This is a genomic window from Halorarius litoreus (genome assembly GCF_024362405.1).
GTDB classification, from domain to species: domain Archaea; phylum Halobacteriota; class Halobacteria; order Halobacteriales; family Haloarculaceae; genus Halorarius; species Halorarius litoreus.
In genome coordinates, this window is record NZ_CP101454.1 from 1,476,492 (window position 1) to 1,488,749 (window position 12,258).

At 69.0% G+C, this 12,258-nt stretch carries 11 protein-coding genes; 4 read left to right on the plus strand and 7 right to left on the minus strand.

Annotation, left to right across the window (positions count from 1 at the left end):
* Positions 1-109: 109 nt before the first annotated feature.
* A complete protein-coding gene (locus NL126_RS07510; protein WP_255198302.1) occupies positions 110-805 on the minus strand; it encodes a hypothetical protein in 696 nt (231 codons plus the stop codon).
* Positions 806-909: 104 nt separating this feature from the next.
* Here NL126_RS07510 and hjc point away from each other — a divergent pair, with 104 nt between their 5' ends.
* Positions 910-1,431 carry a Holliday junction resolvase Hjc gene (hjc, locus tag NL126_RS07515; protein ID WP_255198303.1) on the plus strand — a complete coding sequence of 174 codons (522 nt, stop codon included), beginning with the start codon at positions 910-912 and terminating at the stop codon, positions 1,429-1,431.
* Here hjc and NL126_RS07520 read toward each other — a convergent pair.
* Positions 1,428-2,063, minus strand: a complete 636-nt coding sequence (locus NL126_RS07520) for an SWIM zinc finger family protein (protein WP_255198304.1) — start codon at positions 2,061-2,063, stop codon at positions 1,428-1,430. The two genes, hjc and NL126_RS07520, sit on opposite strands and share 4 nt — an antisense overlap.
* A gap of 145 nt (positions 2,064-2,208) precedes the next feature.
* Between NL126_RS07520 and NL126_RS07525 the strand changes: the two genes are divergently transcribed.
* Positions 2,209-2,409 carry a DUF7472 family protein gene (locus NL126_RS07525; protein ID WP_255198305.1) on the plus strand — a complete coding sequence of 67 codons (201 nt, stop codon included), beginning with the start codon at positions 2,209-2,211 and terminating at the stop codon, positions 2,407-2,409.
* Here NL126_RS07525 and NL126_RS07530 read toward each other — a convergent pair.
* Positions 2,406-3,434: a DNA primase large subunit PriL gene (locus NL126_RS07530; RefSeq protein ID WP_255198306.1), complete on the minus strand. Its 1,029-nt coding sequence runs from the start codon at positions 3,432-3,434 to the stop codon at positions 2,406-2,408. The two genes, NL126_RS07525 and NL126_RS07530, sit on opposite strands and share 4 nt — an antisense overlap.
* A 91-nt stretch (positions 3,435-3,525) precedes the next feature.
* Here NL126_RS07530 and NL126_RS07535 point away from each other — a divergent pair, with 91 nt between their 5' ends.
* Entirely contained in the window at positions 3,526-4,188 is a 663-nt protein-coding gene (locus NL126_RS07535; RefSeq protein ID WP_255198307.1) for an SdpI family protein, read from the plus strand.
* Between the two features lie 7 nt (positions 4,189-4,195).
* On the opposite strand, the gene NL126_RS07540 is transcribed toward NL126_RS07535, so the two are convergent.
* The 3 genes from NL126_RS07540 to leuS form a co-directional block, all read right to left on the minus strand.
* Positions 4,196-6,571: a DEAD/DEAH box helicase gene (locus NL126_RS07540; protein ID WP_255198308.1), complete on the minus strand. Its 2,376-nt coding sequence runs from the start codon at positions 6,569-6,571 to the stop codon at positions 4,196-4,198.
* A gap of 60 nt (positions 6,572-6,631) precedes the next feature.
* Complete coding sequence (locus tag NL126_RS07545) at positions 6,632-8,047, minus strand: MATE family efflux transporter (protein WP_255198309.1); 1,416 nt, start codon at positions 8,045-8,047, stop codon at positions 6,632-6,634.
* Positions 8,048-8,135: 88 nt separating this feature from the next.
* Positions 8,136-10,805: a leucine--tRNA ligase gene (leuS, locus tag NL126_RS07550; RefSeq protein ID WP_255198310.1), complete on the minus strand. Its 2,670-nt coding sequence runs from the start codon at positions 10,803-10,805 to the stop codon at positions 8,136-8,138.
* Between the two features lie 132 nt (positions 10,806-10,937).
* Between leuS and NL126_RS07555 the strand changes: the two genes are divergently transcribed.
* Complete coding sequence (locus tag NL126_RS07555) at positions 10,938-11,189, plus strand: DUF7535 family protein (protein WP_255198311.1); 252 nt, start codon at positions 10,938-10,940, stop codon at positions 11,187-11,189.
* On the opposite strand, the gene NL126_RS07560 is transcribed toward NL126_RS07555, so the two are convergent.
* Positions 11,186-12,187, minus strand: a complete 1,002-nt coding sequence (locus tag NL126_RS07560; protein WP_255198312.1) for an ornithine cyclodeaminase family protein — start codon at positions 12,185-12,187, stop codon at positions 11,186-11,188. The two genes, NL126_RS07555 and NL126_RS07560, sit on opposite strands and share 4 nt — an antisense overlap.
* Between the last annotated feature and the right edge of the window lie 71 nt (positions 12,188-12,258).

Genomic DNA, 12,258 nt, shown 5'->3' on the forward strand with positions numbered 1-12,258 from the left:
TCGAGGTGGGCTCTTGCTGTCGATTACGGCCAGAAACCCCCGATTACTCGCGTCGACGAGATGGTGGCGAGGCGGCCCGATGAGGCCGGAAAGGTCGGACTGTGCGCCGTTAGGGCGCAGCACACGACTCGACGCTGACCTGTCCGGCTCGCACGAGCAGTGCCACGCCGCCGAGCCAGCCACTCAGCCGAATCACGTCCACGACCTGCTCTGAGGGGGCTTTCCAGCCCCAGCCGGTCGGCTCGCGGTGGCTCTCGACGACGGCGACCTCGTAGACGGTGCCGTTGCGGTCCACGTACGTCCGCTCGGGGAGGTACTCGCGGTCGTCGAGCGGGACCGTCCTCGTCGCCGTGCCGTTGTCGAGTGCCGACCGGACGACGCCGTGGGTCTCGGAGTAGTTCACGGCCAGCAGCCGTCGTAACCGCTCTCGGTCGACCGGTTCGAGGTCGACGACGAGCGACCCGTTCTCGACGCGCTCGACCGTTCGGTAGTGTCGATTGTCCGAGAGCGTGAGGTAGTCGTGGCCGTACAGCGGTGGCTCCGCCTCGCTGTCGACGCGCACCGGTCCCTCGTCGGCCACGTACGTCGAGAACACACAGAGCCGGGTCGTGCTCCGTTCACAGTCCTTGTAATCGAGGCCAGCGGCTGTCCGTCCCCACTCGTCGTCGGGCACGAGGTCGGTCTGCTCGGCCTCGTAGGTCACGGTGTAGTCGTACGACACCTCGTTCGGATACGCCCACGCCCCGTTCGCGAGGAGGACGAGCCCGGCGAGAACGAGGAGGGCGGCGTAGTTCTCCCGGTCCATAGCCGCGGTAGAACACGCGCTCGACAAGTGTTTCCCAGCCGACAGGCTCCACTTCCACCTCGCTCTCGCCGGGTTTACGTCCCCCGACATCCGAGAACGAACGAATGGTCAACGCGAACTCGAAGGGTGACCGCCGCGAACGCGAACTCGTCAACCTGCTCGACGAGCGCGGCTTCGCGGTGATGCGTGCCCCCGCCTCCGGCTCCTCGACGGATCGCGAACTCCCGGACGTCCTGGCCGGGGACGGCGAGGTGTTCTACGCCATCGAGGCGAAGTCCTCCTCTGGCCGACCCATCTACCTCACCGGCGAGGAGGTGGAGGCGCTCGTCTACTTCTCGCGGAACTTCGGCGCGAAACCCCGTATCGCAGCGCGGTTCGACCGCGAGGACTGGTACTTCTTCCACCCCGCCGACCTGTACGTCACGGACGGCGGCAACTACCGTGTCAAGAAGGAGACGGCGCTCGCGGAGGGCGAGGACTTGGCCGAACTCACCGGCGAGTCGAAGAAGGTCACGCTCGACGAGATACAGGTCGACGAGGGGCCGTCACGGGAGACGCTGGACGTACTGAACGCCGTGAAGAACGGTGACATCTCGGTCGAGGACGCCGCGGCGATGCTCGACTAAACGACGAACTGCTCTTCTGTGGGTTCGAGCCGCGAGTGCGGGAAGGCGTACCGTTTCAGGTCCGCGAACGACTCGAACCGCCGTGAGAACGGGTAGACGACCACGACGACGGGGTCGTCGCTCGGGTAGCCCTCGTTCGTCTCGTAGTCGGCGATGGTGGTGTCCGTTCCCTCGACGACCCACTCGTCGGCCGGGTCGTCGGTCGACTCCACGACGACCACGCGGTCGCCGGTCTCGCGGTCGCGAGCGATGTCACCGGCGACGAACCGGCAGTCGTCACAGAGGTCGGGGCCGTCCTCGGGGACGAACCGGTCGTGCCCGCAGGCAGCACACTGTCCCTCGCGTTTGCCGGGCGGGGGGACCTCGTGGCGGGTGATCTCGATCGCCACTCTTCGAAGGTGTTTGCAGGTCTCGCCCCGTATCGAGGCGTCGGGACACGAACAGCGGTGCTCGGGGAGGTTCACGACGTAGCGGTCACCGGCATCGACGGCGTAGCGGCCGCGACCGAGCGGCGTGACGGCCATCGACTCCGTCCACGCGCGGGCCGACCGGTCGTCGAGTCGCCGGATGTCGGGCGCGAGTGGGCGTTTCTTCCGTGGTGGTGACGCGGGTGTGTGTTCGAGGTGCGTCATGGCTGTCGACGGGCATGGCCCGTCGTTACTCGATGTAGGGGCCGTGCGAACCTAAGGGGTTCGACGGTTCAGCCCGTTTCACGCGGGTTCACGCCGTCGGACGGCCTTCGAAGGGCTTTTGCGGGGGCCCGCCGGACCGCCATCCATGCAACTGGAGCGGGAGACGCTCGTCGAGATCGGCGTCTCCGTGGTCGCCGTCGTGCTGTTCGTCCTCGCCGTCGCCTACGTCGGCGCGACGTACGGCGGAAACGACTTGAGCAACCAGGGGGCGACGCTGCTCGTCGGTGCCGTCGTCGGGTTCGTCCTTCTAATGACGGCCGTCGGTATCGCGCTCGAACGACGTTAGTCGTCCGCGGGCACGTCGTCGGCCAGTCGCTTCTCGTAGTAGGCGAGCGGATGCCCGATTTCTTCGCAGAGGTCGTCCGGGTCGTGACAGTCGCCGTTCGCCTGCATCGTCGCACACGACGGCGGGGCGAACTGTGCGCCGTCGCCCGCGAGCCGTTCGTACTGATAGCGGAGCTGGTCGGCCGCATCGAGGTCACGGACCCCGAGCAACGCCGCCAGTTGCTCGAACGGCGCGCCCGTGGAGGCGACGAAGGAGAGCAGCGCGAACCGCCCTGTCTCGCCCAGTTCGCCCTCGCGGCCCTGCTCGGCGAGCGTCTGCATACAGGGAGGGAACGCCGTCGGCGCGAACGTGTCCACGTCGCGGGTGCGCTCGACGGCCGACAGCGAGTCCCGCAGCGTCTCGACCTCGTCGGCGAGCGCTTCGGCGATTGGGTCGGGAACCGACAGCGGGAGGCCGTCGGCGACCCGTCGGCGGACCGCTTCACGGAGCAGGTCGTACAGCTCGCGTCGGGTGACGGTCACCTGGCCGTCGTGGAGCGCCCGGGTGGCGAGCCGCCAGTCGTCGCCGAGCGACGCCGCGAGCCGGAGATACGCCCCGACCGCCACGGAAAACCGCTCGTCGCCGGTGGGTTGGATGTCGCCCGCGAGGTCGAAGTCCGCGAGCATCGACTCCAGCGTGAGCGACCCCTCGCTCGAACTTTTCAACTGTGCGTCGGCCTCGAAGTCGTCGGTGAACCGCTCGTACGCGAGGGTGGCCTCCGCGCGGGCGTACTTCTCGACGGCGCCGCGAACGTCCAACAGCGACACGAGGACGCGCGCGACCGGGTACGAGAGCAGTTCTGCGCGGGTGCCCCACCGCGCTTCGGGGGCGACGGTGCCCGCGACGAGCGCGCGTTCGACCCGCTCGACGCCGCGGTCGACGGGCGCGCCCCCGTCGCGGACGACGGCGGCGAGGTCCACGTCCGCCGCCTCGACGGCCTCTCGCGAGACGCCGAGGAACGGGTAGCGGGCGTGGAGCGGTTGCATGCTTCGGGGGTTACGGGGGCCGGTGAATAAACGCGACGGTCGTCCTCGGTCGGGGCATCCGATTCATCACGCCCCGGGACGTACCGGACGTATGAACACTCGACAGCGGTTCGGTCTCGCGACCGTCTTCGTCGTACTGGCCGCCGTGGTGAGCCTCCTCGCGGCACCCGACCTCCCCGCCGAGATCGTCACGAACTGGGACGCCGCGGGCGAGCCGAACGGCACGATGTCGAAGACGGCCGGCCTCTGGCTCGCCCCGGGGTTCTCGGCGGTGTTGCTGGTGCTGTTCGCCGCCATCCCCCGCATCGACCCGCTCCGCGAGAACATCGCGGCGTTCCGCCCCTACTACGACTGGTTCGTCGTGGTGTTCACCGGGTTCATGCTCCTCGTGCACGCCGGCGTCGTCGCGTTCAACCTCGGCTACGTGTTCGACTTCACGCTCCTCGTCCTCGTGGGCGTCGCGGCGATGTTCTACTACATCGGCGTGCTCCTCTCGCACGCCGAGCGCAACTGGTTCGTCGGCATCCGCACGCCGTGGACGCTCAGCAGCGACGAGGTGTGGGACCGGACCCACGCGCTCGGCGGCCGGCTGTTCAAACTCACCGCGCTGCTGTCGCTCGTCGGCCTGCTGTTCGGCGAGTACGCCATCTACTTCCTGCTCGTGCCCGCGCTCCCGACGGCCGTCGTGACCGTCGCCTACTCCTACTATCTCTACGAGCGCGTCGAGCGCGGCACCGAGTCGCCCGGCGTCTGAGTCCGACTCACTCGACGCGAACCCGGCGCGTCTCGCTCACGGGCCGCAGCGGGAGGTCGCCGAACGCCACCTCGACGCGGAACTCCAGTTCGTCGGGCGCGCCGCCGAACACGCCGACGGGGAGCGTGGCCTCCCCGAGATATCGCGACTCGGTGCTCATCTCCACGCCGTTGACGGTGACGCGGATCTCGGCTTTCGACCCGCCGCCGTCGTTCGAGACGGTGACCTCGCACATCTCGTTCTCGCCGCGGGCGATGGACTCGGGGAACTCTCCCCACTCGATTTCGACGACCGGCAGGGACGTGGCGCTCTCGACGATGCGCTCGGCGAGCCCCTCGGAGAGCCCGGCGTCGACGAGCCCGGAGACGCCGGCGTCGACCACGTCCGCGGGCGTCGTCAGCCCCTCCTTCGCGAGCTTCTGTGCGCGGCCCTTCCCGACGCCGTCGATGGCGGTCAGCCCGACTGCCTCCGTCGAGATGCCGTTCTCGACGCGCGCCTCGACGCGCCGGGCGACGTTGGCTGCCCGTTCGCCAGCGAAGCGTTCGAGGAACGAGCGGAGCGCCGCCAGCAGTCGGAGGGCGTTCTGCCGGATGACCCACGCGTCGGACTGGAGTTCGCCCGGGGTGTTCCCCTGCATCGACGCGCGGAGGATGGCGAGCACCTTCCGGTTGCCCGGGTCGAGGTCGTCGCCCTCCCCTCCCAATACGGCGCGAACCGCGTCGCGCTCGTCGCGGCGGGCGCTCACGCTGTCGAACTCGGCGCTGTCGGCGATGCCGCGTAGGACGGCGGCCTCGTCGAGACCGCCGTCGGCGGCGCTCCCCGCCGCGCGGTCGGCCAGTCCCTTGAACTCCTCTGCGGTCTCGAGTCGCAGGTAGAACTTCGAGGCGAGTCGACCGAGCGGCGTCCCCTCGACGCCGAGGTCGGCGTCGGTCTCGACGAAGCCGCCCTCGACCAGGTGTGAGAGCGTCTCGCGGACGTGTTCGCGGAGCCGTCCCCCCGAGTGGTACTGGCTCGGCACGGACTGGGCGCGGACGTAGTAGAACGTCGTCTCCAGCCAGTCCATCACGTCGTCCAGGTCGCGAATCGTCCCCAGGGCGATCTCGGCGTTGAGGTGCGCCGCGAGGTCGTCCGCCAGTCGCGACTCGATCTCCTTGCCCTCGCGGAGGAGCGTGCGGTACTTGTCGGCGTCGTTGCCGTCACAGACGACCCACGCGTACCCCTGGTCGTCGTAGCCCGGTCGCCCGGCGCGGCCGAGCATCTGGAGCACGTCGAGCGGGCTCATGTCCACCTCGCCCTCGAGGGGGTCGTGGAGCTTCGTGTCCCGGATGACGACACATCGCGCGGGGAGGTTCACGCCCCACGCGAGCGTCGACGTCGAGAAGAGGAGCTGAATCGAGCCCTCTTTGAACCAGTCTTCGACCTTGTTCTTGTCCTCGCGGGAGAGCCCGGCGTGGTGGAACGCGACGCCGTCGACCACCGACTGGCGAAGCGTGTCGTTCCGGAGGTCCTGGGCGGCGCTGTGGAGGTCGTAGTCGCCGCGGGCGCCGATGTCGATGTCGCGCTCGGCGATGACGTCGCGGGCCTTCTCGGCGGCCCGAACGGTGTCCTGTCGGGAGGCGACGAACGTGAGCGCCTGCCCGCCGTCCTCGATGTGTGGCTGGGCGAGGTCGAGCGCCCGGTACAGCCGCCGGTACTTGTCGGCGAAGGAGTTCTCGCCGTGCGCGTACGTCTCGACGCCTGCGTGAAGCGGAACCGGCCGGTAGTCGTCGCCGAACTCGAAGGTGCAGTCGTCGGGCGCGTCGAGCCACGCGGCGACGTCCTCGACGTTCGGCATCGTCGCCGACAGCGCGACGATTCTGGGGTCACAGAGCCGGCGCAGTCGCGAAATCGTGACCTCGAGCACCGATCCCCGCTTGTCCGAATCGAGCAGGTGGACCTCGTCGATGACACAGCAGTCCACGCTCTTGATGAACTGATAGCGATGGGAGTCGTGTTTGCGCGTCGCCGAATCGGCTTTCTCGGGGGTCATCACGAGGATGTCGGCGCGCTCGGCGCGCCGCGGGTTGAGGTCGCGCTCGCCGGTCACGACGTAGACGGAGTAGCCCATGTCCTCGAACCGCTCCCACTCGCGCTCCTTCTCGTTGGTGAGCGCGCGGAGGGGGGCCAGAAACAGCGCCGTCCCGTCGTTCGCGAGCGTCCGGCAGATGACGAGCTCGGCGAGCGCAGTCTTGCCGCTCGCGGTCGGCGCGCTCACGACGACGTTGCCGTCGCGCTCCAGAATGGCCGGCAGCGCCGCCGACTGCATCCGGTTGAACTCATCGAACGAGAACGCGTCGGCGAACTCCGGCACCACCTCACGGACGGCGTACTTCCCCGTTGCCACTACAGGAGTTCGAGTCCGCTTCCGCTAAAGGGATTGTCCTTCCGGCGCCTCGCCCACCGATCAGTCGGCGGTCGCCGCGTCGACCGCACGGCGGAGCATCCCGTCTGACACCGAGTGCCGGTAGTAGGCGGCGAGCCCGACCGCCATGACGACGTTCGAGACGGTGACCGCCCAGAACACCGCGTGGACGCCGAACCCCAGCGCGAACGCGCCGGCGACGGCGATGGGAAGTCGAACCGCGTAGAACTGCAGCAGCGAGGCGACGAACGACACCCGGGTCCGGCGTGCGCCGTTGAACCCCGCTTCCAGCAGGTAGGCCGCCCCGATGGCGGGGTAGCCGTACGCGAGAATCGTGAGGTAGTCGACGGCGAACGCCGCCGCCTGCCCCGACAGCTCGGGGGCGAGCACCGCGATGATACCGCCCGGGACGAACCACTGGACGGCGCCGAGCACTGCGAGCACGGCGACGGCGAGCCCGGTCGCCGTCCACGTCGCGCGGTCCGCGCGTTCGGGGCGGTCGGCCCCGAGGTTCTGCCCGACGACGCTCTGGACCGCCTGCTGGAAACTGATGGCCGGGACGAACGCCACCGTCGCGACCCGCGCGCCGACGTAGTAGGCGGCGATGCCCGCCGCGCCGCCGGCGAAGAACACGACGACGACCATCGCGAACCGTGCGGTCTGTCGCGCGAGCTGCTGGGCGGCGGTCGGGACGCCCACCTCGAGGAGTTCGCGCACGTCACCGGCGTGGAGTCGGGCGGTCGGCCACGAGAACAGCCCCGGCCGTCGGTGCGACACCAGGAGTCCCGCGCCGAGTGCGAGTCCTGCCGCCCAGCCCGCGACCGTCGCGAGTGCCGCACCCTGTACCTCGAGGCGGGGGAACGGGCCGATGCCGAAGATGAGCAGCGGGTCGAGGACGACGATGACGGCGACCGAGAGCGCGTTCATGTACAGCGAGGTCTTCGAGTCGCCGTGGGCGATGTAGACGTTCTCGATGACGTCAGAAACCGCCGCGAGGCTCAGGCCGAGCAGGAGCACCCGGAGATACGCGGCGGCGGTGTCACGCAACTGGACGCCGCCACCGGTGGTCGGGTCCATGCTCGCGAGCCAGGCGATGGCTGGCTCGGCGGCGACGTAGCCGGCCACGCCGAAGAGGGCGGCGACGCTCACGGCGACGAGCACGCCGTTGAACGCCGCACGCCGCGCGCCCTCGCTGTCGCCGCCACCGACGCGCTGGGAGACGACGACCTGCGTGCCGACCATCGGCGCGAAGAACACGAGGGCGACGACCACCGCGTAGACGGGCATGGCCAGCCCGACCCCGGCGACCGCGTCGCCGCTCAGCCGCCCGAGCCAGAACAGGTCGATGACCTGCTCGGCGACCCGGACGAACCCCTGCGCGACGAGGGGGACCGCCAGGAGGAGCATCGCCTGCGTGAGGTTGCCCTCGGTGATGTCCTCCGAGGAGACGTCCAGCATCCAGCCGAGATTCCGCTAGCTCGCACATCAAGTTTCGCAATCATTTCTGTCGGAGTGAACGAAACAGAGACGGGGCGAGCCGCCGTCGCTACTCGTGGATATCGATGGCCGGCCGCCCGGGTTCCGCGCGCTTCAGCACGTCGGCGTCGGCCTCGTCGGCGGGCAGCACGCGAACGTCGGCGTCGAACTCGCGTTCGAACAGCCACGCCGCCCGCTCCAGGGCGTCGAACTCCGAGTCGGGGTCGAGCGTCCGCACGAGCGCCTCGCGTTCGGCCTGCAGGTCCTGGCCGTAGTCGGCGGCGGCGTCGCCCTGCTCGCGGATCTCGTCGACCTGCATGATCTCACCGATGACGTTCGACGCGTCGGACTCGACGGCGATCTCCAGGGCCCGGAACTTCCACTCGGGCGTGACGACGATGTCGATGGCCTCTGGGTCCTCGATGCCCGCGACGCCCATGATGTCGCGGATGTCCTCCTGGGTGTTCTCCACCAGGCGGCGACGCTTCGCGGCCTCGTCGGGGTCGACCTCGACGGCGGGCCACTCGGCGTCGACGACGAAGCCGTCCTTGCCCAACTCGCTCCACAGCTCCTCACAGACGTGCGGGGCGACCGGCGACAGCAGGGTCACGACCGTCTCCAGGCCGCGCTGGAACGTCTCGGGGTGGACGGAGGTGCCGCCGTCTGCCGAAGGGCCGGCGGCGACGTCGCCGTACTCCCGGTACTGTCGCAGCGTCTTCGCCAGCCCCTGCGCCTCGCGCAGCGCGGTGTTGAACGTCAACGTCTCGTACTCCTCGGTGGCGACCGCGACTGCCGCGTCGGCCTCGTCGCGGACGTACGCGGCGACGGCGTCGTCCTCGCCCGTCGCCTCGTCGGGGTCGAACTCGGTCACCAGCTCGTACAGCCGGTCCAGGAACGCCCGGGTGGAGCGCACCCCCTGGTCCGACCAGTCGAACGCGCGCTCGGGCTGGGCGGCCTCCATCATGAACAGCCGCGCCGTGTCGGCGCCGTACTCCTCGACGATGCGCTGGGGGGAGACGGTGTTGCCCTTCGACTTGGACATCGCCTCGCCGTCGAGCTGGACCATCCCCTGTGCCAGCAGGTTCGTGAACGGCTCGCGGTGCTCCAGCATGTCCATGTCCGCGATGACCTTCGTGACGAACCGCGAGTACAGCAGGTGCATCACGGCGTGCTCGATGCCGCCGACGTACTGGTCGACGGGCATCCAGTCGTTCGCGCGGTCGACGTCGAACGGGGCCGAATCGAGGTCCGGTGCGACGTACCGCAGGAAGTACCACGAGGAGTCGACGAACGTGTCCATCGTGTCCGTCTCGCGGTGGGCGTCCTCGTTGCCACACTCCGGGCAGGTGGTGTGCTGCCACTCCGTCGCCTCGTCCAGCGGGTTGCCCGTCGTGTTGACGAACTCCGGGAGCTCGACCGGCAGGTCCTCTTCGGGCACCAGCACGGGACCGCAGTCCGGGCAGTTGACCACGGGGATGGGCGTTCCCCAGTAGCGCTGTCGGGAGATGCCCCAGTCGCGCAGCCGGTACTGGACGTGGTCGTCGGCGCTCTCGATGTCGGCGGTCAGTTGCTCGCGCGCCGCCTCACTCTCCATCCCCGAATAGTCGCCGCTGTTCACCAGCACGCCGTCGTCGGTGAACGCCGCCTCCGAGACGTCGGGCACGTCGTCTTCGCTCGGCGCGATGACCGGCTCGATGTCGACGCCCATCTTGGTCGCGAAGGCGTGGTCGCGGTCGTCGTGGCCGGGGACGCCCATCAGCGCGCCCGTTCCCACGTCGGAGAGGACGAAGTCGGCGACGAACACCGGCACCTCCTCGCCAGTCGCGGGGTTCGTGGCCGTGAGGTCGGTCTCGACGCCATTCGGCTCGTCGCCGTCGGGGTCGGCCTCGTGCTCGATGAAGTGTGCCACCTCGTCGTCCTCCTCGGCCACCGCCTGCGAGATGGGGTGGTCGGGCGCCAGCGCGAAGAACGTCGCGCCGAAGATGGTGTCGATGCGCGTGGTGAACGCTTCGACCGGCTCGCCGTCGATCTCGAACTCCAGTCGGGCACCGGGCTGGCGACCGATCCAGTTGCGCTGCATCTGCCGGACGGAGTCGGGCCACCCTTCCAGCCGGTCGATGTCGTCGACCAATTCGTCCGCGTACTCGGTGATCTTCAGGAACCACTGCTCCAGTTCGCGCTGTTCGACCGGGGTGTCACAGCGCCAGCACAGCTCCGCGTCGCCCTCGACCTGCTCGTCCGCCAGCACCGTCTCACAGGAGGGACACCAGTTGACGTCGGCAGCGCGCTGTTCGACCAGTCCCTCCTCGTGGAAGCGGCGGAACAGCCACTGGTTCCACTTGTAGTACTCGGGGACGCAGGTGGCGATCTCGCGCTCCCAGTCGTAGCCGAAGCCCATCGACCGCATCTGGCCGCGCATCGTGTCGATACAGTCGAACGTCCAGTCGGCGGGGTCGGAGTCGCGCTCCTTCGCGGCGTTCTCGGCGGGCAGGCCGAACGCGTCCCAGCCCATCGGGTGCAGCACGTCGTCGCCCCGCAGGCGCCGGTAGCGGGCGTAGGCGTCCGTGATGGTGTAGTTGCGGACGTGGCCCATGTGCAACTGGCCCGACGGGTAGGGGTACATCCCGAGCACGTACGTCGGGTCGTCGACGTCGTCGGGCGTGCGGTACACGGAGGCGTCGTCCCACGCCTCCTGCCAGCGTCGTTCGACCGTCGCGTGGTCGTAGCCGTCGTCGCTCATGGAGAGATGTATTGTCGAATCGGAGTAGCGGCCCGGGCCTTAAGCTTTCCATCGGACAGTTGGCGTGGCGAGTGGCCTGGTGTACCTCCCGTCGGCGCCACGGCTAAGGCCGTGGGTCACCTACACACAGGTATGAGTTCCGAGGACGAAAGCGCAGGTCCTGCGGCACGGCTCGTCGACACCGTCACCCCGGGGTACGTCGGTCGTCCGGACAGCGAGATGCACGCCATCGGGCTGCTGCTCGGTGGCATCATGCTCGTGGTCCTCATCCCGCTGCTGCCCTTCATCGCGGTGCTGTGGGCCGTCAACCGGCTCGCGAACGCGCGCCGCGGGACGGACCTCGACCCCAACTTCACCCGACAGGATAGAACGCGCCCGAGCTAGAGCCGCGTGTCGACCAGTTCGAACGGGTAGCCGTTCCCTTTCTCGTTGGCGTGTTCGTAGACGACGTGTGCGGCGGCGACGTCCTGAATCGCCAGCCCCGTCGAGTCGAACACCGTGACGCCCTCGGGCCCACCCGCCTCACCTCGGCCAGCGACCGCGTCGGTGACGATCTCGCCGAGTTCGGCGTAGACATCGTCGTCGTCGAGCAGCCCCGCGCTCCACGGGACGTTGATCTCGCCCGAGTGGGTACACTGCTCGTAGTCGTCGATGACGATGGTCGCGCCCGCGAGCAGGTCGTCGTCGAGTTCGTGTTTGCCGGGGGCGTCCGCGCCCATCGCGTTGACGTGGGTGTGCTCGCCGACGGCGTCGGCGGGGACGATGGGCGACTCGACCGGGGTGACGGTCGAGAGGACGTCGCAGGACGCGGCCTCCTCGATGGAGCCCGCGCGAACGTCGAACTCGGCCTCGAAGCGGTCGATGAACTTCGCGACGGCCTCCTCGCGCACGTCCGAGACGACAACGGTGTCGATGTCACGGACCTCCGAAATCGCTTCGAGTTGGGTGTACGACTGGACGCCCGCGCCGACGATACCCAGCGACGTGGCGTCCGCGACGGCGAGGTGGTCGGTCGCGACGGCCGCCGCCGCACCGGTTCGCTTGCGCGTGAGTGTCGTCCCGTCCATGATCGCCAGGGGAAGCGCGTTCGTCGGGTCCGAGTAGATCATCGTCCCCAGGACGGTCGGGAGGTCGAACTTCTCGGGGTTGTCCGTGTGGACGTTCACCCACTTGATGCCGGCGGCGTCCCAGTCACCGGCGTCCATGTAGGCGGGCATCGACCGGAAGTCGCCGTTGTACTTCGGTAAGTCGATGTAGGACTTCGCGGGCATCTGCACGTCGCCGTGTTCGTACGCCGCGAACGCCTCCTCCAGCGCGGCGATGAGTTCCGGCATCCGGGCGTTCTCCGCCACGTCGGCCCGGTTCAACAGGAGTGTCTCCATGGCCGGCAATACTTGCTCGCCGACTTAGTTCCCGCTGGTTCCATGGTCGGGGCCCGCGCTTATGCCGCTCG